This is a genomic window from Enterococcus sp. 2201sp1_2201st1_C11_2201SCRN_220225 (genome assembly GCF_040925905.1).
GTDB classification, from domain to species: domain Bacteria; phylum Bacillota; class Bacilli; order Lactobacillales; family Enterococcaceae; genus Enterococcus_C; species Enterococcus_C asini_A.
Window position 1 is genome coordinate 27108 of sequence record NZ_JBCOJC010000014.1, and the last position, 25576, is coordinate 52683.

Genomic DNA, 25576 nt, shown 5'->3' on the forward strand with positions numbered 1-25576 from the left:
AAAAAGTGTGTAAGTGGGTTGGTTATGAGGGAGGAGTAGGGAGATGAAAAAGATTTGGAGATTGTGTGGCGTGGTGTTGATTTGTGCCCAAGCTTTGTTGCCTTTGGGACAAGTGGTGGCCCATGGGGAAGAAGCGCTAGGAGCAGATAAAGGCCTTCAAGAGCAAGTTGCAAGGGCAAATGAGGAGTTCACCTCAGTGGAAACCGAGGATTATATTGATTCGGCTGATTACAAAGCATTTGGCTTTGATACAGAGGGGAATGCGCCGAAAACCTTTGATGCGAATGATGGTGACAATCCTTTATTAGGAGTGACGCAAACTTATTTCGATGAGCTGTACATTGGTTATGTGAACAAAAAGGGTAAAAACAAGGGTCTTTTTTCAGTAAAAGAGAACTTAAATACCGAAGCTGAAATTTCTGATACAGGCTTGGATGAATATCCCAAATTAATCGTACCGGATAACGAAACTGTAGAATTAGATGAAGATGCGGAAATTCAGCGCAATGATGTGGTTACTTCCAAATCGGATCTGAAGCGCATCGGGGATACGCCAATGCTTCATGAAGGAGATCCGGAATTAATCAGCTACAAAGCCCAAAATGTGATTAGCTTTGTGGGCGATCAGCGCACCCGGATTAGTGAAACGATTAGCGAATTAAAAGGGGATTCGGCAAAACAAATCCAGTCTATGGAAGAACAATTGGCGATTAATAAAGGCTTTAGCGCAATTGAGGAAGTCAAAATTGATGATAATGATTATTCTACCAAAGAAGTAGGACAAGTCAGCCGATTAAACAGTGATGACCTTTATTTCAACGATCAAGCTCAGTATATTTTTGAAACCGCTTTGTACTATGGCGATTATAACGGTGGCTTAACTACAGAAGAAGCCCAGGCAAAACGAACGAAGACAGCAGCCTCTGGTATTCGCCTGACTGCTTACCAGCTGGATAAAGAAAAGCAACAATACGTTCCGGTAAGTCAACCTTATACTAAACAACTGGATTCTTCTCGCAATACTGCAGGTAAAGAGTACTTAAAAAAATTAGAAGCCAAAAACGCCATGGCGCTAACGGCTTTGGCTAAAGGGGATTACGACAAAGACGGCAAAGAAGAAGTTGCAGTTTATTTTCCTGATGCCGGAACGAAAGGCCCTTATATCGCCTTTTTTGAGATTCGTAATGGACAATTAAAAGAAAAAATTTGGCCCAATACTAATAAAACTCGATTAATTAAACTAGAAGACATGGATCCAAAATTTGGGATGAAAGTCCGCAAAGATGGCGTCGTTTCGGAAAGTGGTAGTTGGGAACGAGAGTACATGCCTTCTGTTCACTTGCATACCACTAAAGTTGCCGGCAAAGACCAATTGGTAATCAATGCCACTTTGCCGCGGGTTAAATCTGATTCTTATAAAAATAAAAGTCATAAAAGTTTAATGACGATTTATGACTATAAACCAGAAAACAATGATGCGATGGCACCCATTTGTGGCACCTTTGAGCTAACTTCACCGGGAAAAGAGAAAAAAGACGATGTGCGCATGCAGTATGCGGCGGCTACAGACGGTGATTTAGATGGCGATGGTGATCAAGAATTAGTCGTAGTGGGCTATAAAGAAACCGATTTTGAGGGGGATAAATTCAAATACGGGAAAATTCATGACACGGAACTTTACTTGCAAGTTTTCGAACAAAATGATCCAAAACAAGAAGAGACCGAAGCTGAGAAAAAAGATGGTATTAACCGTTCCATCACCTTTCATGCTTTTGATAAGGGATTTAATAAAATTGAGATTAATAATTTAGAGGATGATCGGAATTTAATGCCACCGGTGGCTTTAGATATGGGGGTGATGAATTACAATCCTGAATTAACGACACCAGTTCCTGAGTATCTTTTTGCCAATGGCGCTCTAGCTCGTCATGATCCGGAGAAATATCCTGAAAATAATGAGGACGAGTTGACGGATTACAAGTTAGAAAACTTAGATAAAATGGATACCAATCGATACGAGGGGGATGCGGAATTAACCTATCACTCCGCTTATTTTGCCAAGTTATCTGAAGACTCTTTGGAAGAAAAAATTATGGTCGTTCATTCGAATGCAGATACTGAGCGAGATAATATTACTATCCATCCTTCCATTATCGGCGTAAATGAAAAGGATAAGATTACCTATGATTGCATCCAAGACGATTATTTGAACAATAAAGATGAAGAAAATGATGGTACTTTCCTTACTTTCCGACCTTTGAATGTGGATCGGGATACGACCTTTTATAAATATATCGGCAAAGAAGCCGGTTGGTCAAAACCTACTGTCATGTCGATTATTCCAGCAGCGCCGATGTGGAAAGAATTTGAATACGGCGACACCTCTATAGATCATCCTAGCATTAGTTATACTGTATCGAATGGCACGGGTTCAGAAATTGGGGGAACGGTTTCTGTAGGTGCTGGCATCAACTACCAAGGACTAATTTACGTAGCTGAGGGAGCTGCAACGTTTGCGAGAACATGGGCGCAAGGTACTTCCACCACTATATCTTCTACCATGACCCCTCTAGGCTCAACGGATCAGGTGATTTTATTTGCTACACCAAAAACTGTCTACAAGTATAAACGCTATATGCCAAGAAAAATCATTACCAAAGAATTTTTAAAATCTACAACTAATGCTGATAAGAGCGGATCAGGGGAGTACTCAGTATCAGACGAGTTAGAATTAAAAGAAGGTGATGTGATTAAGAATTTTATTTCTGAGGTCACCTCAGAAGTAACCGGCACCCCGCTTTTAACTACTCAACCAGTTTGGGAATTTAACAAAAATGTCCAAAATGCGAATAGGAACTTGGCGGATAAGAAAAAAATCCAGCTAATTGATATGGAAGCAATCACCGCTCACGGTAAGGTGGAAAATAAGGATCAATCTAATCAATTTGGTAATCCTTTTTCATTTCCTGAAAAAGTTAGTGAGTATGCCAATAAAGAAGGGGAAAATATTTTTGATACAGTGAGTTATAAAGTAAATAAAGATATCTCTCTAAATGGAAGTTTGGATGCAGCGGCGTCATTAGACAAGAATAACAAGAGCTCTGTTGGTTTTTCCTTATCTTTTGCTGTAGGTATTCATGCTAGGGCTATAGGACGTGATGTGGCTGTCAAAGCTCAAGCATCTGGGGGAGCGAACTGGTCCACCATGGAAACTCATGGAGAAGCCTATAAATTTTCAATTCCTTGTCTTAAACATCAGGGTGCTCCGAACACGGATATCCAACAGAGCAATTACAGCTTCAAAGCAGGTCCAGCTTTGTTTAGAACTACGGCTTATAAAAACAATGATGTAAAGGACATGGATCAAGAAATCAAAAAAGAAATGGAAGCTATGGAATTGAATCCTGAATCGGTGACTAGGCCTTATGTCTTAACCTACGAAATCGGAGCACCCATTGCCGGAAGCGTAGCAGATCATTCAGTGCCACCAGCCTTGCCGACTAATCTCCGTATTTACGATCGTAAATACGTTCCAAGTGGCACAGAGCAGAAATCTAAGACCAGGGTTTTAGCTACCTTAGCTTGGGATTTACCTACAGATGAAACCCGTCAGCCTACTCATTATGAAATTTATAATCGACTTAAAGGTGGTGCGGATGATGACTGGAACCCTCTGACCACCGATGGTACCGATGTGTTAAAAGTTCCAGGAAATCAAAATTATGTTGTAGTGGAACTAGAAGATACGGATAGGAGCAAAGAATACAAAGTGGTTTCAGTGAACCAAATAAACAGTGACGTGCGATTAGAAAGTGTAGCCAGCCAAACCATCACCGTGAATGGTTTGACCGACTCCGATCCTGTCTTTCTTAGCCAACCGCAACCTTACTGGGAACAAGAACCAACAACTAATCCAATCTTTTCGGCAATGGTCCAAAGTTCTGATGAACCCAATAGACTTTACTATCAGTGGCAAAAAATGACCGATGATGGCAAGTGGATTTCACTAGATAATACAGAGGGAATCGCCAGTAAAGAAGGGAATTTAATCTCATTAGAATTAGTAAAGAAACCAAGTGAAATCACTCGTTATCGGTTGAAACTTAATCAAAATGACTGTTACTTTAATTATTCTGATATTGCGAATTACTATCCTCTTGCTAGTCAACAAGTAAATGTAGCGGTAGACGTTTTAAGTACTGACACAATCCATGTGACCCCTACTAGCGAAGAGGATAAATCAGGTTATTTGGCTAGTGAAGTTGTTACCGATCAAGACTGCGAAAAAACGGTTACTGTTCAAGGGGTAGTGACTGATAAAGAGAATGTTCGAGTAACAGAAGGAACAGTCATTTTGAGAGTCAACGGCGAAATTCAAGACAAAGTTACTTTGAAGGACACTGATGAATTAGCTGAACAAGGAGTTGCGACTTTCAGCCTCCCTTATCAGAAGGAAGAACAAGAAATTTCTGTAGAGTATATCGGCATGGGAAATGAGCCAGTGACTGGTTATTATCCAGCCTTTACTCTAAAAGGTGAAAATGTGGTAGGCTCAGCTAGTGCCCAACAAATTCTTTATCAACTGGTGAGTCCTAAAGTGTCCGATCCTTTGCAATTGCTAAGTCCTTTTGATGGAGAACGACAACTGCCGGTGATTGAACGTCTGGGCCAAATCTTTAAAGGTTGGTGCATTAATGGGGTAGAGCATGAACCATTGCAACAAGTGTCTTATGAGAAATTGTTGGAATTAATGCCTCAACTACAAAATCGCACGGTTGGTGAAGCGCAAAAATTAGAGTTGTTACCGATTTTTGAGGATAAACAATACCAAGTGGCTTACCACAATTTAGACGGTAGTGAAGGGTTTATCGGCAAAGAATTGTTGCAAGGAAAAGAAGGGATCCGGGTGAGTCAGACGGCTCGATTGGGTTATGAATTTGGCGGTTGGTACCATGATGAAGGGCTGACAATACCAGCTACAGAAATTACGTTAGAGCCAACCAAAGACTTGCAATACTTTGCAAAATGGGAGGAGAAAACCTATACCATCCGCTTTAAAGACGAGCATTTTGAAGAAATCAGAGAACCTTTGACCTATACCGCAAGTGAGGTCTACAATGGTGGGGTTTCCCTAGGAGGAACCTACCATAAGGACAATAGCTTTACTGAGGCCGTGGATACTTTGACTCCGGATTACTATGGCAACTTAGTAGTCTTAGCTCATTCTGGCGAAACTGACCCCGACGTAGATCCGACAGAGCCAGAACCAGATCCTACCGTCACCAGTTTTACAGTGGCTGCTTCCTCAGAAGGTGGCGGGACCATTACGCCAAATGGTCAAATTACTTTAGCAGCAGGAGAGAGCCAAGTCTTTACCATGAAACCAGAGGCAGGAAACCGTTTGGCAAAATTAGAGCTAGATGGTAAGGCGGTTGCTGTTGCAGACAATCAATATACCTTGGAAAACATCCAAGGCAATCACAAACTGGTGGCTTACTTTGAAAAAGAAGCAACGGAAACAACAACTAGCACAAATGAAGCAAATGTAACGCCAGAAACTAGCAAACCAAAAGGGAATCTTCCGAAGACTGGCGAGATTAGAAGCCATTGGCAAGTGATTTTAGGTGCATTGTTAATTGTTCTCGGGGTGACTTTGGTCAAAGTACGGCGCAAAGATTAGCGGAGTGGATTAACAGGCTGTGACAATAGTTGAGTCACCCGTCCTACGAACCGAACAATACCATACGTGAGACGCAAGCAAAAGAAGGCTATCTTCCATTAAAAATCATGGGAAGATAGCCTTCTTTTCATTGTTAAAAATCTCAAACGCTGCCTAACCTTGATTTCATCAAGCTAAGCCCAGCGTAATTCGCTTTTTCTCTTTTCACGTATGGTAATGTTCTCTCTTCGGACTAAGACACAAAAATTGTCACGATTTTTTATCATCCGAATCTTTTTTATCAATAAAAATTAAATGTTCGTTGTTTATCATTTAGGGAATACTTATGTCACAGCTCGTTTCTTATGGCGTAACTTTAAAAGGCAAAAAAGATAGAGGGAAAAACCAGGAGAAAAGTGTCCTTTCTATGGTAGACTGGAGGCAAAGCGAGGCGAGGGTAATGGAAAAATTGACATTCATCCATACTAATGATTTGCATTCCCACTTGGAAAATTGGCCGAAGATTCGCCGGTATTTAGATTCTAGGCGGCGGGAGTTAGCAAAAAAGGGCAGTGTCATCACGGTAGATTTGGGGGACTTTGTGGATCGGTGGCATCCTTTAACGGAAGCTACAAACGGCCGTGCTAATATCCAATTGATGAATGAAGCCCATTACGATGTGGTGACCATTGGCAACAATGAAGGAATTGGGAATGCTAAAGAAGAGCTGAATCACCTGTATGACGAGGCGAATTTTAAAGTGCTTTTGGCAAATCTCTATGATCCCAAGACTTTAAGTGCCCCGGAGTGGTGTCGTCCCTATGAAATTTTGACCACAAAGGCGGGAACAAAAGTTGGTTTAATCGCTATGACCGCGCCTTTTCCGTTGACTTATGGGCCCAATGGCTGGGATATTCGTCAACCTATGGAACTATTACCGGCGATGGTCAACCGTTTGAGAAAACAAGTGGACGTTTTAGTCTTAATGAGTCATTTGGGGTTGTCTGCGGATTTGCGCATCGCCCAAGACTTGCCGCAACTGGATGTGATTTTAGGTTCTCATACTCATCACCTCTTGCCAGAAGGTCGAGTGGAAAACGGGGTCTTGTTAGCTGCAGCGGGGAAATTTGGCCAGCATATTGGCGAAGTGCAGCTGTTTTTAGATGAAGAACATCGAGTCAAAGCTGCTCAAGCTTATACTATTGATACGGAAGAATTGACCACTTTTGCCGAAGATGCAGAAGAAATTCAAGGCTATTTGGATAAAGGACATAACTTACTACACGCCCAACAAGTGGCTGACTTGCCTTTTACCTTAAAACAAGACTTAAGTTCAGAGCATTCATTGATTAGAGAAACCCTTAAAGCGGTCAAAGAACGGGGGCAAACCGAAGCCGCTGTGTTAAATACGGGGTTGTTTTTAACGGAAATACCAGCTGGCGTGGTGGATGCTGACCAGCTTCATGAATGCCTGCCTCATCCCATGCACTTGATTCGGGTAACCTTAAAAGGGGCGGATCTGTATCGCTTGATTTTGGAAATGGAAAAGAACCGCTTTTTCTTGCGCCAGTTTCCCGTTTATGGCATGGGCTTTCGCGGGAAAATCTTTGGAGAAATTGTCTATGACGGCATTGATTACGATCCGGTGAATCGGCGAGTGTTGTGGCAAGGAGCCGAGCTAGACTTTGAGCAAGAATACCGTCTTACTACGGTGGATCACTTTATGTTTGTGCCTTTTTTTCCAACGATTGAAATTATGGGCCAAAATGAATTTTTGTTTCCAGAATTTATTCGTTCCGTCTTGGGACGCTATTTAGAGACTCACTATCCAATGTAGTGAAAACAAGGTATAATGGAGGACAGGTGGTGAAAAAATGACCAATCAACAAAACCAAACAACGCATTCAAACAATCAGGCTAAAGCCAAAACAACGCCTAAAAACGGCAAAAAACCAGCTGAAGCCATAAATGAAGAAAAAACACTAGACCAAGAACTAACGGCGGCTATTGAAGAAGCGACAACAGACGACAGTGGTGCTAGTAAAGCGGTCAAAGGAGAAGTGGTCTCTTTTGTAAATGAGACAGACCTTTTAATCGGTGAGCGGGAATATAAACTGGTGGCCAATCACCGGGAAGGCTTTGATGCCGAAAAACTGGGGGAACGCTACAGCGAGGTCTTAGCCCGTTACGATTACGTGGTAGGAGACTGGGGGTACGAACAATTACGCTTAAAAGGCTTTTTTGAAGCGGATGATCGTCGCGCCCAACCGGATCAACGAATTGACACGTTACAAGATTATCTATACGAATTTTGCAACTTTGGCTGTGCTTATTTTGTGATTAAACGCATTGGTGGCAAACGGGAAAAGACTTCGAATCGCCGACGTCATCCAAAACGCAATCCTGCCCAAGAAGCGAGTAAAGCAGGAAAAAACAACAAACCAACTGCAACGAGTGGCGAAAACAAACGAATAAAAGCCCAAGGAAAATCTGGGAAAAACAGTGCTCATATTAAAGAGCGGCGGGAAGATTTGTCCAAACGTCATAAACCAGTGATTACAAAACGTGAGGACAAACCAACGGAAGCAAAAAAAGAAACCAATGCAACAGTCAAAGCCAAAACACCTCAAAAAGGTGGCAAACGAGGCTTTGTGATTAAACAACGGGAAGAGTAGAATACGTGAAATATAAAGGATATTTAATTGATTTAGACGGTACGATTTACAAAGGCGTGGACCCGATTCCAGCGGGAAAACGCTTTGTGGAATCTTTGCAAGCCCGCAAGATTCCTTTTTTATTTGTGACCAATAATACTACCCGCACGCCAGAGACCGTGGCAGCGCGTTTGGCTAATGAATTTGACATTCATGTAGGGCCAGAGACGGTTTACACCGCGACCTTGGCGACGATTGATTACATGAAAGCCCACGGTGGCAAGAGCTTTTTTGCCATTGGTGAAGGGGGCTTGATTGATCTGTTGCTTGCGGCAGGCTTTGTTTGGGAAGAAAGCAATCCTGATTATGTGGTGGTAGGCTTGGACAATGAAGTGACCTATGAAAAATTTGTCTTAGCTACGATGGCCATTCAAAAAGGGGCGACCTTTATCGGCACGAATCCTGATAAGAATATCCCCACCGAACGAGGCTTAATGCCGGGAGCGGGCGCTTTGATCAGCTTTGTGGCTACCGCAACCCAAACTGAACCAATTTTTATCGGCAAACCAGAAGCAGTGATTATGGAAGCTGCCATAGCGAAACTAGGCCTAGCGAAAGAAGAAATCATCATGGTAGGAGATAATTATTTGACGGATATTCGTGCTGGGATTGACAATGGCTTGGATACTTTATTAGTGCTAACTGGCTTTACCCAAAAAGAGCAAGTGGCGGATTTACCCATTGCCCCCACCTATGTTTTAGATTCCTTAGATGACTGGCGGTTTGAAAATGACTGAAGCACAAGTGGCAATCACCCCCAGAAAAAGCCGTATTTTAGAAGTTCTCGGCCTTATTTGCCTATTTTTCTTCTTGATTACCTTGGTGATTACCGTGACCATTAACTTTCGGCCATTGTATCTTTTGGCCATTGACCGCTTTGATTTATTGTTGATTTCCGGTTTGGACAAGGCCACGCTTTTGGACAACTTCGACCAACTCATGGACTTTTTAAACAAGCCTTGGCTAACCTCCATGAATTTACCGGATTTTCCCATGTCAGAAGCGGGTTATGGTCATTTTGTAGATGTGAAAAAGCTCTTCTTACTGAATTACGGTGTGCTACTAGTGACCTTTATCCCCGCCATGTTTTATTTGCGTCATTTGCATAAAAGTGCCCGTCTGTGGAAATTGGTACGACCTTTCCAATGGGGCATGGGGGTACCGGTGGTTTTAGGTTTTGTCATGGCAGCCGGTTTCGATACCTTTTTTGTAAAATTCCACGAGCTGTTCTTTTCTAATGACGATTGGCTTTTTGATCCAGCCACAGATCCCATTATCAACGTTTTACCAGAAGGCTTTTTTATGTATTGCTTTATCTTAGCCTTTGTGTTGGTTGAAGTCTTTTTCTTTGGGATGGTTGTTGTGGGGCGGCGTTCGGTGCGTAAAATCGTATAAATAAAAGGCTATCTTTCAGATTTTATCCTGAAAAGATAGTCTTTTTTAATTGGAAAGAAATAAGATGTATCGTTATAGTTTTAAAGGCGTGTCCAGGTGTCTGGTGTATTGCGGTAAGCGCTGGGAGTCAAATTGGTTTCCGCTTTAAACACGGTTGTAAAGTAATTCGGATCTTCAAATCCGCATTCTAAAGCAATGTCAATAATCTTTAACTGAGTATTCAATAGTAAATACTCGGCTTTTCGGATGCGCATTATATTGAGGTAAGAAAAAAAGGACATTTTAAAATTCTTCTTAAAAAAGCGGCAAAAATGTTCTCGACTATACCCCATATATTCACTGATATCGTTAAGCGTAATCCGTTTTTGATAATTTTCTTCCATATACAATAATATTTTTTTGCATTTATAAGAAGTAATTTCATTTTTTCTTTCTTGGCTGTGGTCATAGCGAAAAAGTAAATCTTTTTCACTGTACAGTTCTTTAAAGAAAAAAAACATATGAGCCTTTAAACTTAACTCAAAATGATTTTCTTTAAGCGCAAAACTTTCAATCATTTCTGAAACATGGTTTCTTAATGCCTCGATATTAGGAGTTTCACGATTGGCATGTATGATATGTTGGGAGCTATGGTTAATAATAGGATCAAAATAAGATTGTTGAATCGTATCTGAAAGGTGGCTTTCAATAAAGTAAGGATCAAAAACAAGAGCAAAAAAGGCACAGTTTGATTTTTGATGCTTCGTCGCCCCGTGAATGAGATTGGGCGGGATAAATAAAATATCTCCTTCTTCAGCAAGAAAACGTCGTCTTTCTACGGTTACTTCTAGTTCACCATTTAAGATATAGAGAATTTCCATTTCTCGGTGCCAATGAGTGTGAATGGCTATGGTTCGTTCTGTTTGGTGACGCGTAAAATGCACAGCGAAGGGAAATAAGCTATTGCCGTGTTCGGAAATTTCTTTTAATTGTTGGTTTATATCTTTTTCACTAGGATTTGGCGTAAATATATAATTGCTCAATGAAGATAGTTCCTTTCTAAAAAAAATATCAATATTTTAATGTATTTATACTAAGATAGCGATTACATAGTAGCATGATTGCCAATATAATGAAAGAGTCTTATAAATAAAGTTTTAGGAGGATAACAATGAAAAAAATCCTGTTTTTAACTGCGGCTGCGTTGGCAGTAGTTGGTCTTGCTGGTTGTAGTAGTGGTGATGATTCATCTGAAGGAGACAAAACAACTTTAGAGGTCTTTAATATTAAGACGGAGACAGCGGAACAAATGGATGACTTAGTAGGAGAATTTGAAAAAAGCCATCCTGATATTAAAGTCAATATGACAACGGTTGGTGGTGGTACGGATGCAACTGCTGCTATGCAATCGAAGTTCTCTTCAGGGGATGAACCTGATGTCTTTATGTTAGGTGGACTTGCTGATACTCAAACTTGGGAACACAAGCTTTATGATTTAACCGACACGGATTTAGCTAAGAATGCCATTGATGGGACTCTTGAAGGAGCTACCCTAAACGACAAAGTACTTGGCGTACCAATGAACATTGAAGGTTATGGCTGGTTAGTGAATAAAGAAATTTTTGAAAAGGCTGGTATTAATGTAGAGGATATCAAATCTTTTGCCGATTTTGAAAGCGCAGTCAAAGAACTTGACAGCAAGAAAGATGAGCTAGGTTTAAGTGGTGTGTTTGCATTCAGTGGTGGGGAAACTTGGGTTACTAGTCAATTTAGTTCTAATTTTATTGCTCCGGAGTTTGACGATAGCTTGGTAAAAACTTATGAAGCGAAAGAACTTCAAATGACTTATGGCGATCAAATGAAGGAGTATCTTGATTTAGCTGCAGAATATAATGCTACGCCATTGGAATCAATGGACTATAGTACTTCTGTGGAAGAATTGTTCGCTGGTGGCAAAGCAGCAATTGTACATCAAGGAAACTGGATTGTACCAACATTAAACAGTTTAGATGAATCTTTTGCAAAGGAAAAATTAGATATTATTCCGATGTTTGTAGAAAGTGAAACTGAAGGAAAAATTGTTGCCGGTCCTGCTTGGTATTGGGGTGTTAACAAAGATAAAGATCAAGAAAAAATTGATGCAGGGATTGAATTTCTAAATTGGATGTATACCGATGAAGAAGCAATGGATGCGATTATCAATGAATTTGATTTTATTCCAGCTTATACAAACTTTTCAAGTGATGACATTACGGATCCACTTTCTAATAAAATTTATTCTTACTTAAGTGATGGAAAAACAGTTCCATGGGCTCATAATTCTTATCCAGATGGATTTGGCCAAAATGTCATCGGTGTACAAGTACAAGCTTATACTGCAGATCAATTATCTTGGGATGATTTTTCTAAAACATTAACTGATACATGGAAAGAAGAACGAAAATAGTTTACCTGGGAGGGTGACCCCCTCCCTTTTGCATTCTTGAAGGAGGACCCTATTCATGCTAACAAACAGATCAAAATCTTTTTGGCTATTACTGCTACCAGCATTACTTGGTTTAGCAATAGTGTTATTTATCCCTTTACTTGTGGGATCCTATTACTCTTTAACTGACTGGAATGGCAATACCGTTGGGAATTTTATCGGGATTGAAAATTATCTTCGGGCATTTAAAGATAAGGCTTTTATCGATAGCCTGCTATTTACAGCTAAATTTTCCATTGTGTGTGTGATTTTAATTAACGCTATTGCACTCTTACTGGCAACATTAGTAACTCAAAAATTGGGTAAATGGACAACCATTTTTAGAACAATCTTTTTTATGCCCAATTTGATTGGTGGTATTATTCTAGGCTTTATCTGGCAATTTATTTTTAATAAAGCTTTTGAAAGCATCGGAGAAATAACGGGGTTGGAATTTTTTAAGGGGTGGTTGAGCACTCCTGAAACAGGATTTTGGGGGTTAGTAATTCTATTTGTCTGGCAAATGAGCGGTTATATGATGTTGATTTACGTATCGTTTTTAAACAACATTCCTGAAGAAATACTCGAGGCTGCTGATATGGATGGTGCATCCCCATTCCAGATCTTTTTCAAAATCAAATTACCCATGTTAATGCCGGCCTTTACTGTGACGTTGTTCCTTACTTTATCCAATGCCTTTAAGATTTATGATCAAAACTTAGCCTTAACACAAGGTGGACCATATAATTCCACCCAAATGGCTGCGATGAATATATATAATGAAGCCTTTGCTATGAGAAAGATGGGCTATGCTCAGTCAAAAGCAGTAATTTTTCTGGTAATTATTGTGATTATCTCCGTGATTCAAATTTCTATGACCCGTAAAAAGGAGATTAGTGCCTAATGAAAACAAAAAGAAAAAATCGAAAAATATTGTTAGTTGTCTTGGGGATTGTTACCTCATTGTTGTGGTTCTATCCTTTCTTTCTAATTGTAATCAATTCTTTTAAAACGAAATCAGAAATTTTTCAAAATACACTGGATCTGCCCTCAAGTATAAACTTCGATAATTATTCCAATGCATTGGATAAATTAGATTTTGTACGTAGCGCTACCAACTCGCTGTTAATTACCATAGGGGCGTTAATCCTGATTATCTTTGTTTCTTCGATGGCAGCCTACGCTTTATCAAGAAATACGAGCAAAATAAGCGGAGTTATTTATTTTGTGATTGCAATTGGTTTATTAATTCCCTTTCAAGGGATTATGATTCCATTGATTTCTTTATTCGGTAAAGTGAGTATGTTGAATCGACCAGGTTTAATTATTATGTATTTGGGCTTAGCAACTAGTATGGCAACGTTTATGTACTATGGAGCTTTGCGAGGAATTCCTAAATCCCTTGATGAAGCAGCAGTTATTGATGGGGCAAGTACTTTTCAAATTTATTGGAAAGTTATTTTCCCATTACTAAAACCAACAACCGTGACCATTATTGTGCTAAATTCACTGTGGTTCTGGAACGATTACCTCTTGCCTTCATTAAGTGTTAACAAAGAAGGAATGTACACAATCCCATTGAAGATGTTCTATTTCTTTGGTGAATTCAACAAACAATGGCATCTTGCCTTAGCTGCCCTAGTAATTGTTATCTTACCTATTATCATTTTGTTCGTTATCTTACAAAAGCATGTAGTAAAAGGAATATCAGACGGTGCTGTAAAATAAAAGGAGGACTATATGAAATTCACAAATGGATATTGGATGTCGAAAAAAGGCGTTACGCTAAATCATCCAAGAGAATGTGTTGACTATCGTAGTGACGGTCAAGCTTTAGAATTGTTTTTACCCTACAAGAATATTGAACAGCGAGGAGATACTTTAAATATCGGATTAACAACGCTGCGTTTAGAGTCTCCTCAAGAAAATGTTATCAAAGTAAGACTAATTCATAATGATGTAATGCCAGCAACACCTAGCTTTGCTGTTAAAGAGGAACAACCTCAAATTATCATTGATACTGAAGATGATTATCTGTTTGAAACAGGGAATCTAAAAGCTAGAATCCCCAAAGAAGGACCTTTTACATTAGAATTTTATGGCAATGATCGGCTGCTAACTTCATCAAAGCCACGGGCTCAAGCGGAAATAACGGATAGTACTGGAAAGCATTATATGCGTGAGCAACTTTCTCTTGATCCCTATGAATTTGTTTACGGACTGGGCGAACGTTTTACCCCTTTCATTAAAAATGGCCAAACCGTCGATATTTGGAATGAAGATGGCGGTACAGGAAGCGAACAAGCCTATAAAAATATCCCTTTTTATATTACGAATCGTGGTTATGGTGTGTTTGTTAATCACCCAGAAAAAGTTTCTTTTGAGATAGCTTCTGAAAATGTTTCAAGGGCTCAATTTAGTGTAGAAGGTGAATCTTTAGAGTATTTCATTATTTATGGCCCAACTATGAAGGAAATATTGTCTCGCTATACTGATTTAACTGGAAAACCAGCGTTGCCACCGGCATGGTCATTTGGACTATGGTTATCAACTTCATTTACTACGGATTATAGTGAAAAAACGGTCATGGAATTTATTGATGGTATGCAGGAACGGAAGATTCCATTTGATGTTTTCCATTTTGATTGTTTTTGGATGAAGGAATTTGAATGGTGTGGTTTTGAATGGGATAAAGATATGTTCCCAGATCCAGCAGGTTTGCTTCAGCGAATTCATGATAAGGGATTAAAAGTATGTCTTTGGATTAATCCTTATATTGGTCAGAAAGCCAAGGCTTTTCAAGAGTGTAAGGAGAAAGGTTATTTCATCAAAAGAGAAAACGGCGAAGTATGGCAATGGGATATGTGGCAAGCTAGTCAAGGGATTATTGATTTTACGAATCCAGAAGCGAGAGCCTGGTATAAAGAACAATTACGAACCTTGGTTCATATGGGAGTCGATGCTTTTAAAACCGACTTTGGTGAACGGATTCCCACAGACGCAGTGTATTATGATGGTTCTGATCCTAATAAAATGCACAATTACTATGCATATTTGTACAATGAAACCGTATTTGAGCTTTTAGAAGAAATTAAAGGGGAAGGAGAAGCCGTTGTTTTTGCTAGATCTGCATCGGTCGGTTCACAAAAATTCCCTGTGCATTGGGGTGGTGACAATATCTCACAATATGCTTCAATGGCTGAATCCTTAAGAGGGGGATTATCCTTTGTCCTTTCTGGCTTTGGTTTTTGGAGTCATGATATCGGTGGCTTCGAGGAGAATACTACTAACGATCTTTACAAACGTTGGACTCAATTTGGCTTGTTATCTACTCACAGCCGTTACCACGGAAATATCGAGTACCGTGTGCCTTGGAATTTTGGAGAAGAAGCAACTCAAGTAACACAAAAATTTTCTAAGTTAAAAAATCGCTTAATGCCTTACATTTATAAAGAAGCAGTCATGACTTCGAAAACTGGAGTACCAATGATGCGGCCCTTAATTCTTGAATTTGAAGCGGACTATACTGTTCATACTATCGATAAACAGTATATGTTTGGTGAAAATTTAATGGTAGCACCGATTTTTAATGAAGAGGGAACTGTCTCTTTCTATCTCCCTGAAGGAAGATGGACGAATTATTTAGACAATAAAATATTTGAAGGTGGCAAATGGTATCAAGAACAATACGATTATCTGACCCTGCCATTTTTAGCTCGAGAAAACAGTATTATTGTTGAAGGTATTATAGAAGATACTGCAAGCTATGATTACAGTACAAATCTAATTGTTCACGCATTTGAAATTAACAAAGAAACAACTACTGATGTATATGATGTTCATGGTGAGTTGTTAGGAAGTATTACCATTACCCCTGCAAAAGATAGTTACGAGGTAGAAATTAAAAATCTAAAAAATGTTGATGTGGTATTTAGAAATAAAAAAATTGATGGTATGAAAGAGCATGAGTTAGGTTCGTTGTATCACGTATAGGCAAATTATTTAATAGCCTAAAAAATGAAAGAGTGATTCAAAAGGTGGTTAATCACCCTTTGAATCACTCTTTTTTTACTAGTTTCAGTCAATTTTGTCGCAAGACGCAAGAAAACCGCACGTTTCTACACGAAGACGAAGGTGTTTTGTTGATAAAAAACTATTTTGTTCAAAGGGAGTTTACATGAGTACATCGAATCAAAAGATAATTGAGCTTAACTGACCAGGGTTCAATCAAATTATGAGGTATTGGCAGGCTATTCAGTATAATTCGTTTATTGTCCTGAATGCTTAGAGTTTAGCTAATCTCGCGAAATGGTCATGAGATGGCACGTTTTGTTAGATGATACTTTTTACGGTAATTACTAGGGGACAGCTGGAATTCTTTTGTGAAAGCCGTTGAAAAATACTGATTAGAAGTAAAACCGCAGGCGTAACCAATGTCAATAATTGACAATTGGGTTGTGCGTAGAAGTAATTTGGCTTTACTTAAACGATAGCGACGGACATAGGTAGAAAAAGTACAACCGAATTCTTTTTTGAACAGTTTACAGAAATAGCCTGGATGGAGATTTAGTAATTGTGCAGCATCGTCTAAAGTAATTGTTTCTTGGTAATTCTTTCTTACATAATCAATTAAACATTTAAAACGGTAATCCAAAGTATCCTCTTTTACTAGTCGGGGAATTTTAGTAGTCTCTAATTGCTGGAATAAGTAATAAAACATTAAGAAGAGATTACCACGAATTAAAAATTCAGTCCCACTTTTATGTTCGATGTAGACATCAATAATTTGATAGATAATCTTTAAAATTTCTTGGTTAGCACTTTGATCTAGAATAGCCATTTGCAAAGTATTCAGCTCAGATAAATTGAAAAATGATTGTTGATTACCAGGGATGCGTATTAACTCTTCTCCAAAGACAAATGAGTAGATGATTTTTTCCTCGTCAGAAGTATTGATTACTTTATGGGCTACTTTTCCCGGAAGAAAAATTAGTGTGTTTTCTGTTAATGGCAGATTGTAATCCTTCATTTTGAGTAGGGCATTTCCTTTTTCAATAAATAAAAATTCCATTTCATCATGCCAGTGATTGTGGACTAAAGTAGTTCTATTGTCATGATAGGATAGGGAATAAAGAGAAAAATTAAAATGATCATCTCCATGAACGGCGAGCTCTTTCAAAAAGATTGGATTCATAATTCTGCCTCCCGAAGTTAATTAAGTAGAATGATTAGGTGAATATAGTGAAATTGTTAATTCGTTGAACATATTATACTACTGATGAAGCAAGAATAAAAAGGAGGACTTTAAAAAATGAACGCGGATTCAACAAGGTTTGTAGACGTAATTTTAGAAAAAGTAGCACAAATTAGCCAAAATAAGTACTTAGTGGCTTTGCGGGATGGAATGGTCATTACTGTTCCTTTCACAATTATAGGTAGTATTTTTCTAATATTTAATAATTTACCTTTTAATGGCTGGAATGAATTAATTGCACCAATTAGTGGAATGTTGAACCCAGTTGTTAATGTAACTTTTGGATTGTTATCATTAATTGTTTTAGTGGGTATAAGTTATCAAATGGCATCATTAAATAAAAATGATGAAGTGAGTGGAGTGGCAATTTCTGTAATTGCTTTTATCTTATTGATGCTGTCAGATAAATTTGAAATCGATACTTCAAGTTTTGGATCTGCTGGGATGTTTACTGCTATTTTGACCGCTTTGATTGCGGGGGAATTGCTAAACTTTTTTATAAGAAAAATTGGACGGTAAAATTACCCGATAGTGTACCACCAGCTGTTATGAAGTCATTTTCTGCGCTAATTCCGGGAGGACTCACGCTACTAATCTTTTGGGTGATTCGGGTGGTGCTACACATAAATATTAATGACTTGGTTACAAAATTATTTGCACCATTAGTTGTTGGTGTTAATTCATTTCCTGGGATTTTATTTGTTTGTTTCTTAATGTGTGCACTATGGACACTGGGAATCCATGGAAATAATGTGGTAGGAAGTGTCTCAGCACCGATTTTTTTGAATTTTTTAGCTAGCAATATAGAAGCTGTCAGTCAGGGGCAAAATCCACCTTACATTGTAGCAGACGGTTTCTTGCTTTTTGGTATGAATTTAGGTGGAACCGGAGCCATTATTGGATTAGCAATTAGTTTGATGTTTGCCAAAAGTGAACAATACAAAACATTGGGGAAAGTCGGATTGTTTCCATCTATTTTTGGAATTAGCGAACCATTGATGTTTGGCGTACCAGTAGTTTTAAACCCCGTTTTGGCAATTCCCTTTATTGGGATTCCTTTGATTTTGCAGGGGATTACTTATTTTCTAATGAAATTTGACATTATTGGTCATATTGTAGCGTCGGCTCCTTGGACAACCCCACCTGTAATAGCAGGTTTCTTGATTACTGGGGGAGACTGGCGGGCAGCCGTGTGGCAAGGAATTGAGGTTGTTGTTGCCGTAATTGGTTATCTTCCTTTCTTCTTAAAATTAGACAAAGATGCATTAGCAAAGGAAGCGGGAGAATAGGATGTATCACAATAAATTAGATAGCTTTCCAGAAAACTTTTATTGGGGAGCTGCATCAGCTGCTTACCAGGTTGAAGGAGCAATGAATGAAGATGGGAAAGGATTGTCTGTCTGGGATGAATTTTCACATGTACCTGGTAAGACATATAAAGGTACAAACGGAGATATTGCCGTTGACCATTATCATCGTTTTAAAGAAGATGTGGCATTGATGAAAAAAGCGGGACTAAAAGCATATCGTTTTAGTGTTTCTTGGAGTCGTATTTTGCCGGAAGGGGAAGGATATATCAATGAATCCGGTTTACGATTTTATGAGAATTTAATTGATGAATTGCTAATTAATAACATACAACCAATAATTACTTTGTACCATTGGGACTTGCCTTTAGCTTTACAGAAACGTTATGGGGGCTGGGAAAGTCGTAAAACAGTATCTGCTTTTGAAAAATATGCTGAAATTCTTTTCAAACATTTTGGTGAAAAAGTTACTTATTGGGTTACCATGAATGAACAAAATGTTTTTATTCCCATGGGCTATCGTTGGGAGACTCATCCACCTGCAGTTAATGATCTTAAGAGAATGTATCAGGCCAATCATTTTGTGAATTTAGCGAACGCGCGGGCGATTCTGCGTTTTAAGGAATTAGTACCTCAAGGGAAAATTGGTCCTAGTTTCGGGTATGGTGGAGTTTATCCCGCTACAGCAGATCCCGCTGATTGTTTAGCTGCCCAAAATGCTGATGAGTTTAATAATCGCTGGTGGTTGGATATCTATTGTAAAGGAAAATATCCAGTTTTCATATTTAAGGAACTTCAAAGAAAAGGTCTGGCCCCAGTAGTTGAAGAGGGGGACATGGAACTTCTAAAAGCTGCTCGACCGGATTTTTTGGGTATTAACTATTATCATGGTGGGACCGTTCAAAGAAATAAATACGAAAGTCAGCAAGTCAAGGAAAAAGATTTTTCGTCTACAGATCCTTATTTGATGCAACCAAAGTCCGATTCTGAAAAACTAGAAGAGGAGATGTTCATCCATATTGACAACCCTTTTTTGACAAAAAATGCTTGGAATTGGGAAATTGATCCTGTGGGATTCCGCTACGCATTGCGAAAAGTGTACAGTGATTATGGGTTGCCAATTTTTGTCACAGAAAATGGCTTAGGTACTTTTGATGAATTAACTGAGGAAAACCAGATTCATGATGATTATCGAATTGCATATTTGGATGCTCATATTAGAGAAATGCAAAAAGCGATTACTGATGGAGTTGAAGTGATTGGTTATTGTGCCTGGTCCTTTACAGATTTACTTTCTTGGTTAAATGGCTACAAAAAGCGCTATGGTTTTGTATATATTAATCAGGATGATGAAAATGAGCAGAATTTGGAACGTATCCCGAAAAAGAGTTTCTATTGGTATCAACAAGTTATCTCTCGCAATGGATTAATAGACTCAGAGAAAAATAATGATTCTTATGAGTTTTAATAGAGAATCGAAATGATTAAGAGAATCGAATAAATTTTACAAAGAAATTAGGGAAAGTCTTGTCCGAGCGCCACTAGAAGTGATCCTCTCAGCTTATTAAGATAACTGAAGATCATAGTGACGTACTAATCCATAAATAACATACGAAACTTAAATAAATATAAGTATGGAAACGACTCCCTTTGGTAAAAGAATATTATGTTAGTGTGGTAGCATTGAATCAAAAAATAATTGAGAAATGTATTGGTGAACAAAAAGTTGATATATTGGGGGTAGTATAAGCAAAAAGGAGTGCGTAGATCTATAAAAAAATGAAGAGAAGTAAGTGAGCAGCTGGCGGTATTAAAACAACTTTTAAAGGAGAGCAAGTGTCAATACATTTTATTAGAATAAAAAAGCCACCCGTTTTCACGAGTGGGTAATAAGTTACTGCACAATATGCCGTGATTTTCCTGGATTGGCATGGGCCAAGCGACTAGCTGCCGCCGCCGCAATAGCACCGACGATATCATCTAAAAATGTATGGACATCTGTGCCGTTGTGTTCGTTAAGTTTAGCTAAGATTCCTGGTTTGACTTTGTCGATATAGCCGTAGTTGGTAAAGCCGATGGAGCCATAGACGTTGACAATGGACAAGGCAAGGATTTCATCAATGCCATACAGACCTTCATCTTCTGCTACAATTTCTTGTAATGGGGGCAAAAGTTCGCCTTTTTCCGCTAAAATATCCAGTTGAATGCCTGTGATAATCGTGTTGTGAACTTCTCGTTTTGTTAAAACCGAGTCCACGCTTTCGATACATTCTGCCAACGTGATATCTTCAATGTAGTCTTTTTGCAAAAAGTACACCAATTCGCCGATATCTTTTAAGGTTACCCCGCGACTAGTCAATAGTTCCCGGGCTTTTTCTTCCAGTGATTTTTGTTCAATAACCATTTTGCTTCCTCCAAACTGTGTAAATGCTTCTATAACCATGATAACACACTGAGGATTAACTGGCGCAAATTAGGCAAAAAGGCTGGTGCTATGAGCAGGTTGGCGACGACTATCCGGGTCTAAAAAGGCGACGGCATTGTTTACCGCAGTAGCCGCTTCCCCAAAGCCTGTGGCAATTAAGTTGACTTTACCGGGATAACTGGCTGCATCCCCGCAAGCAAAAACGCCTGCAAGGCTAGTAGCCATATTGCTAGTTACGGTAAAGCCTTGGGCATCTTGATCTAGTGGCCAGTGGGTTTTCCGGTCAGTGAGAAAGCCGTAGTTGACCAGTAGCTCGTCCACCAAAAGGGTTACTTCTTCTCCTGTTTTTTTATGGATCAGTGTCACTTGGCGCAGACGATCATCTCCAGCAAACCCCGCAATCACATAAGGCGTGTAGCAGTTGACTGTGGAGTTTTTCAGGTTCGTCACTTGGTGTTCGTGAGCGCGAAATTGATCCCGACGATGAACCAAGCCCACATTTGCCCCAGCTTCTTCCAAGGATAAGGCCCAATCCAAAGCCGAATCACCGCCACCGGCGATTAAGACTTGTTTGCCGGCATAACTGGCTAAATCAGAAACAAAATAAGAGATACCTCGGCCTTCGAAGTCTTCACTGCCGGCCACATTTAGTTTTCGGGGAAGAAAAGAACCTTGCCCTGTGGCTAAAATGACCGTCTTGGTGTAATGAAGCCCTTGATCTGTTTCAATGACAATCAATTCTTCTTTGACTTGGTAATCAATCACTTTTTGACCTAAGCAATACGTCACCGGAAAAGCAGCCACTTGTTTTTTTAAATTTTTGATTAAGGTTCCGGCGGCAATTTTCGGTTGTCCCGGAATATCGTAAATTACTTTTTCCGGATACAAGGCTGCCAACTGCCCCCCAATTTGATCCAGACTGTCGATCATCTTAATTTTACGTTGGCGCATCCCCGCGTAAAAAGCCGCAAACAAGCCCACGGGACCGGATCCTACAATGGTTATATCATATACTTCCATGGTTCCACCTCATCTATTTAAACTGTCGAATTTCTTATTCAGGCTGATGGACAATCAGCTAGGGGCATTATAACAAAGAAGTGGCAAAAAGCCATTTTTCTGCTATCATAAACCTATTAAGAAAAAGGAGGGACAACTATGTCTCAATTTCCACAGCTTACTTTGGATGCCCAAACAGGTCACCAAGCATTGATTAAAACCAACCGGGGCAATATTTTGGTACAACTTTTCCCAGAACTTGCACCTCGTACGGTTGAAAATTTCGAAACCTTAGCCAAAAAAGGCTATTACGATGGGGTGATTTTCCACCGCGTGATTCCTGATTTCATGATTCAAGGTGGCGATCCTACTGGTACCGGTATGGGAGGAGAAAGCTCATTTGGCGGAACTTTTGAAGATGAATTTTCAAAAGAATTGTTTAACCTTCGTGGCGCACTCTCCATGGCCAATGCCGGTCCAAATACAAATGGCAGTCAATTCTTTATCGTCAATAACCAAAACGTACCAGCAAATATGCTCGGTCAATTAGAAGGCGCGGGCTATCCCAGCGAAGTCATTGAAGCCTACAAAGAAGGCGGCACCCCTTGGTTGGATTTCCGTCACACAGTCTTCGGTCATGTCCTAGAAGGCATGGATGTGGTAGATGAAATCGCCAACGTGCAACGAGGACCACAAGATCGCCCGGTTCACGATGTAGTGATTGAAGGAATTGAGATTACGGAATAAGTAATACTAATAGAAGAAAGTAAAAAAGACCAGCTAGACGATTTCGTCTGTCTGGTCTTTTTTCTAGTTAGTAGGAAAGTAAGAAGCTATTCACCAAACACTCCCCTAATCCGTTCCAACCCTTCTGTCAACGTTTCTTTAGGACAAGCGACGTTCAAGCGCATAAAACCTCGTCCGCCTTCTCCAAAGATCGCTCCGTTATTTAAGACCACGCCAGCTTCTTGGATCAATTTATCTTCGAGTGCTTTTGGAGATAAACCATAGGCGCGAAAATCCAACCACATTAAATAGGTCCCTTCTGGAATCATGACGTTGACTTTTGGTAAATGGGTTTGGAGAAAGTTTTGGGTAAACGTAATATTTTCTGCTAGATAACGAAGCAGCTCTTTACGCCAAGCTTCCCCTTTTTGGTAGGCTGCCTCAGTTGCCACATAGCCAAAAGTGTTAATCGTATTTTGCTCCGTGGCATTTTGCACGGCTTGGAAGGCTTTTTTCAGTGCGGGATTTTTAATATACACCATGGAAATTTTCACCGCCGCCAGGTTAAAGGTTTTGGTGGCTGCCGTTAAAATAATCGAAAACTCAGCAAACTCCGGATCCAGGGTATGGAAAGAATGATGTTGGTGAGGGGCAAAGATCAAATCTTGGTGAATTTCATCGGAAATGACAATGACACCGTATTTTTGGCAAAGGCGTCCACAGGCAATTAACTCTTCTTTGGTCCAAACTCGACCTCCTGGATTGTGAGGGTTACATAAAATCAGCATTTTTACGTGCTGGTCTTTAATTTTTTCTTCCATATCAACTAAGTCCATGACAAAGTGGCCGTCTTTAATTTTTAAGGAGCTGGTGACCAAGTTGCGTTGGTTGGCTTTCACCATATTGGCAAAAGGGTGATAAACCGGATCGTGGATCAACACGCTTTCGCCAGCTTTCGTGTAAGCTTGAATGGCCACGCCAATGGAAGGCACAACGCCGGGAGAAAAGAGAATGTCTTCTTTTGTCAGTTGGTAATTATAGTGAGTCTGTTCCCAGTCTTGAATGGCTTGGTATAAGGTTTCGGGCACCACAGAATAACCAAAAATCCCTTGGCGAGTGTAGGTAGCCAAGGCGTCAATGACTGGCTGAGGCGTCATAAAATCCATATCTGCCACCCATAATGGCAGTAAATCTTCTTTATTGTAGGTGACTTTAATGCTGTCCCATTTTACGCTATTGGTATTTTTACGGGGAAAAATTTGGTCAAAAGATTGCATATTACGTCCTCCTTAGGCCTTTTAAGCGATTTTCTTAAAATGCCGATGATTTTTATTTCAGTATAATCAAAAACGAAAAAGATTGATAGAAAGAGTCATTAGGATAGAAGAAAGGTTTTTACATCCTGAATTTTTCAATTGAAAAAGAGCTGTCTGATGAGGATTGTTGATTCAAGGTGACTTCATAAAAAACTTACAGTATAATATGAAAGGTAGAGGAGAGAAATGACATGACGTATCAAATCGGCCAAACCATTGAAGGGACCATTACTGGTATCCAACCCTATGGCGCATTTGTAGCTTTAGACGAACACACCCAAGGACTGATTCACGTATCAGAAATCCAGTCTGGCTATACGAAAAATATCAATGATGTGGTAAAAATCGGCGAAGCAGTCACCGTTCAAATCATCGACATTGATGAATATTCCCAAAAGATCAGTTTATCCAAGCGCTCATTAGAGACGGTTTATGAGAAACATCGCAACTTTAGAAAGCGATACTTTACCAATAAAAACAAACGCATTGGCTTTCGCAGTATCGCCCAGCAATTGCCCACCTGGATTGAAGAAGCCTTAGAAAATCTACATAATGAAAGCTTAAGAAAATAGTTATGTACATTTTCTGAAATCATGATAGAATATGGACATGAAACAGAGATAAGAGGTGGTACCTTGGAAAACAGAAAAGTCGCGGGAATCGTCATGCTACATTTGCAAGACGGAGACAAACGTTTTTTGTTGCATTCAACCGGAAGTACACTGGAGCTCGCCTATGCGGACTTTTCAGAAGGCAAAACCGGACTGGCCAATATTTTGGAGCTGTTAAAAGGCACTGTCCAGCTTGATGTGAAAAAGATTGACCTAGTGGAACTAACAAATGGTCAGATTAACCAGGAAAATGTTCCCATGTTTGTCTTTGAAGCGGAAGAAGCAGCGCAAAAAAGCGTATTGCCTGATGGGTACTATTGGGAGGAAGCTCAAAAGTTTCAAGAAATTATTCGTAACTACGATATTGAAGGTATGCCGTTCTTTTAAAAAGAAGTTCAATCCAAACCGTCTGACCAGTCAAGGGGCTGTACAGGCGGTTTTTTTTACAAAGATGAATAAAAAAGTGCATAGAATTACTGGGAAATAATTTTTTTAATTCCAATCGAAAATGCGAATTTCCAGAAATAACGTTCGCTTTTCTTTTGCAAATTATTGGATATTGGGTTTTTATATCGTTTTATGTAGAGAACAGCGAACATTGTGTCATGCCTAATGCAATTATTCTAAAATAGTGAGGAAAAAAACTTACCCAAAACCCTTGACCAACTTCTTAAGAAATGATAAATTAGACAACGTTGCAAGTGAGAAAACAACTTTGGAAAACAGC

At 39.5% G+C, this 25576-nt stretch carries 18 protein-coding genes and 1 pseudogene; 14 read left to right on the plus strand and 5 right to left on the minus strand.

The features are described 5' to 3' along the window. Positions 1-43 precede the first annotated feature (43 nt). The 5 genes from AB5754_RS05560 to AB5754_RS05580 all read left to right on the plus strand — a co-directional run bounded on the left by AB5754_RS05560 (position 44) and on the right by AB5754_RS05580 (position 9768). Positions 44-5680, plus strand: coding sequence for an LPXTG cell wall anchor domain-containing protein (locus AB5754_RS05560; protein WP_368250769.1), 5637 nt, complete (start codon positions 44-46; stop codon positions 5678-5680). A 439-nt stretch (positions 5681-6119) separates the two neighbouring features. After that, the gene (locus AB5754_RS05565) at positions 6120-7496 is read left to right on the plus strand and encodes a bifunctional UDP-sugar hydrolase/5'-nucleotidase (RefSeq protein WP_368250771.1); all 1377 of its coding nucleotides are present in this window, start codon (positions 6120-6122) and stop codon (positions 7494-7496) included. Between the two features lie 37 nt (positions 7497-7533). Continuing rightward, entirely contained in the window at positions 7534-8334 is an 801-nt protein-coding gene (locus tag AB5754_RS05570; protein ID WP_368250773.1) for a YutD family protein, read from the plus strand. A gap of 5 nt (positions 8335-8339) precedes the next feature. Next, a complete protein-coding gene (locus AB5754_RS05575; protein WP_368259500.1) occupies positions 8340-9110 on the plus strand; it encodes a TIGR01457 family HAD-type hydrolase in 771 nt (256 codons plus the stop codon). Next, a complete protein-coding gene (locus AB5754_RS05580) occupies positions 9103-9768 on the plus strand; it encodes a TIGR01906 family membrane protein (protein WP_368259501.1) in 666 nt (221 codons plus the stop codon). Before AB5754_RS05575 ends, AB5754_RS05580 begins: the two co-directional genes overlap by 8 nt. 80 nt (positions 9769-9848) lie before the next feature. Here AB5754_RS05580 and AB5754_RS05585 read toward each other — a convergent pair whose 3' ends face one another. Beyond that, complete coding sequence (locus AB5754_RS05585) at positions 9849-10790, minus strand: AraC family transcriptional regulator (protein ID WP_368250779.1); 942 nt, start codon at positions 10788-10790, stop codon at positions 9849-9851. Between the two features lie 128 nt (positions 10791-10918). On the opposite strand from AB5754_RS05585, the gene AB5754_RS05590 reads away from it, so the two are divergent. The 4 genes from AB5754_RS05590 to yicI are packed head-to-tail and all read left to right on the plus strand — an operon-like array spanning position 10919 to position 16204. Further along, positions 10919-12193, plus strand: a complete 1275-nt coding sequence (locus AB5754_RS05590) for an ABC transporter substrate-binding protein (RefSeq protein ID WP_368250781.1) — start codon at positions 10919-10921, stop codon at positions 12191-12193. A gap of 55 nt (positions 12194-12248) precedes the next feature. Continuing rightward, entirely contained in the window at positions 12249-13115 is an 867-nt protein-coding gene (locus tag AB5754_RS05595) for a carbohydrate ABC transporter permease (protein ID WP_368250783.1), read from the plus strand. Next, positions 13115-13939: a carbohydrate ABC transporter permease gene (locus AB5754_RS05600; RefSeq protein WP_368250785.1), complete on the plus strand. Its 825-nt coding sequence runs from the start codon at positions 13115-13117 to the stop codon at positions 13937-13939. Before AB5754_RS05595 ends, AB5754_RS05600 begins: the two co-directional genes overlap by 1 nt. A gap of 12 nt (positions 13940-13951) precedes the next feature. Then, positions 13952-16204 carry an alpha-xylosidase gene (gene yicI, locus AB5754_RS05605; protein ID WP_368250787.1) on the plus strand — a complete coding sequence of 751 codons (2253 nt, stop codon included), beginning with the start codon at positions 13952-13954 and terminating at the stop codon, positions 16202-16204. 319 nt (positions 16205-16523) lie between these two features. Here yicI and AB5754_RS05610 read toward each other — a convergent pair whose 3' ends face one another. Beyond that, the gene (locus tag AB5754_RS05610; RefSeq protein ID WP_368250789.1) at positions 16524-17405 is read right to left on the minus strand and encodes an AraC family transcriptional regulator; all 882 of its coding nucleotides are present in this window, start codon (positions 17403-17405) and stop codon (positions 16524-16526) included. Positions 17406-17615: 210 nt separating this feature from the next. On the opposite strand from AB5754_RS05610, the pseudogene AB5754_RS05615 reads away from it, so the two are divergent. After that, positions 17616-18754: pseudogene (locus tag AB5754_RS05615) on the plus strand (PTS sugar transporter subunit IIC). 1 nt (position 18755) lies between these two features. Beyond that, on the plus strand, positions 18756-20240 hold the full coding sequence (locus AB5754_RS05620; protein WP_368250791.1) for a glycoside hydrolase family 1 protein: 1485 nt from the start codon (positions 18756-18758) through the stop codon (positions 20238-20240). A 426-nt stretch (positions 20241-20666) separates the two neighbouring features. Here AB5754_RS05620 and AB5754_RS05625 read toward each other — a convergent pair whose 3' ends face one another. Together AB5754_RS05625 and AB5754_RS05630 are read right to left on the minus strand one after the other, a co-directional pair. After that, positions 20667-21176: a phosphatidylglycerophosphatase A gene (locus tag AB5754_RS05625; RefSeq protein ID WP_311834268.1), complete on the minus strand. Its 510-nt coding sequence runs from the start codon at positions 21174-21176 to the stop codon at positions 20667-20669. 69 nt (positions 21177-21245) lie between these two features. Next, the gene (locus tag AB5754_RS05630; protein WP_368250793.1) at positions 21246-22217 is read right to left on the minus strand and encodes an NAD(P)/FAD-dependent oxidoreductase; all 972 of its coding nucleotides are present in this window, start codon (positions 22215-22217) and stop codon (positions 21246-21248) included. A 138-nt stretch (positions 22218-22355) separates the two neighbouring features. Here AB5754_RS05630 and AB5754_RS05635 point away from each other — a divergent pair, with 138 nt between their 5' ends. After that, positions 22356-22943, plus strand: a complete 588-nt coding sequence (locus AB5754_RS05635) for a peptidylprolyl isomerase (protein WP_368250795.1) — start codon at positions 22356-22358, stop codon at positions 22941-22943. 86 nt (positions 22944-23029) lie between these two features. On the opposite strand, the gene AB5754_RS05640 is transcribed toward AB5754_RS05635, so the two are convergent. After that, entirely contained in the window at positions 23030-24199 is a 1170-nt protein-coding gene (locus tag AB5754_RS05640) for a MalY/PatB family protein (RefSeq protein WP_368250797.1), read from the minus strand. Between the two features lie 230 nt (positions 24200-24429). Between AB5754_RS05640 and AB5754_RS05645 the strand changes: the two genes are divergently transcribed. Both AB5754_RS05645 and AB5754_RS05650 read left to right on the plus strand, forming a co-directional pair. Next, the gene (locus AB5754_RS05645) at positions 24430-24810 is read left to right on the plus strand and encodes a CvfD/Ygs/GSP13 family RNA-binding post-transcriptional regulator (protein WP_311834264.1); all 381 of its coding nucleotides are present in this window, start codon (positions 24430-24432) and stop codon (positions 24808-24810) included. A 63-nt stretch (positions 24811-24873) separates the two neighbouring features. Next, positions 24874-25236, plus strand: a complete 363-nt coding sequence (locus tag AB5754_RS05650) for a hypothetical protein (protein WP_311834263.1) — start codon at positions 24874-24876, stop codon at positions 25234-25236. The last annotated feature ends 340 nt before the right edge of the window (positions 25237-25576 follow it).

Coding starts and splice junctions, on each gene's coding strand:
- AB5754_RS05560 (WP_368250769.1), top strand. CDS start 44: ATGAAAAAGATTTGGAGATTGTGTGGCGTGGTGTTGATTTGTGCCCAA.
- AB5754_RS05565 (WP_368250771.1), top strand. CDS start 6,120: ATGGAAAAATTGACATTCATCCATACTAATGATTTGCATTCCCACTTG.
- AB5754_RS05570 (WP_368250773.1), top strand. CDS start 7,534: ATGACCAATCAACAAAACCAAACAACGCATTCAAACAATCAGGCTAAA.
- AB5754_RS05580 (WP_368259501.1), top strand. CDS start 9,103: ATGACTGAAGCACAAGTGGCAATCACCCCCAGAAAAAGCCGTATTTTA.
- AB5754_RS05590 (WP_368250781.1), top strand. CDS start 10,919: ATGAAAAAAATCCTGTTTTTAACTGCGGCTGCGTTGGCAGTAGTTGGT.
- AB5754_RS05595 (WP_368250783.1), top strand. CDS start 12,249: ATGCTAACAAACAGATCAAAATCTTTTTGGCTATTACTGCTACCAGCA.
- AB5754_RS05600 (WP_368250785.1), top strand. CDS start 13,115: ATGAAAACAAAAAGAAAAAATCGAAAAATATTGTTAGTTGTCTTGGGG.
- yicI (WP_368250787.1), top strand. CDS start 13,952: ATGAAATTCACAAATGGATATTGGATGTCGAAAAAAGGCGTTACGCTA.
- AB5754_RS05610 (WP_368250789.1), bottom strand. CDS start 17,405: ATGAATCCAATCTTTTTGAAAGAGCTCGCCGTTCATGGAGATGATCAT.
- AB5754_RS05620 (WP_368250791.1), top strand. CDS start 18,756: ATGTATCACAATAAATTAGATAGCTTTCCAGAAAACTTTTATTGGGGA.
- AB5754_RS05625 (WP_311834268.1), bottom strand. CDS start 21,176: ATGGTTATTGAACAAAAATCACTGGAAGAAAAAGCCCGGGAACTATTG.
- AB5754_RS05630 (WP_368250793.1), bottom strand. CDS start 22,217: ATGGAAGTATATGATATAACCATTGTAGGATCCGGTCCCGTGGGCTTG.
- AB5754_RS05635 (WP_368250795.1), top strand. CDS start 22,356: ATGTCTCAATTTCCACAGCTTACTTTGGATGCCCAAACAGGTCACCAA.
- AB5754_RS05640 (WP_368250797.1), bottom strand. CDS start 24,199: ATGCAATCTTTTGACCAAATTTTTCCCCGTAAAAATACCAATAGCGTA.
- AB5754_RS05645 (WP_311834264.1), top strand. CDS start 24,430: ATGACGTATCAAATCGGCCAAACCATTGAAGGGACCATTACTGGTATC.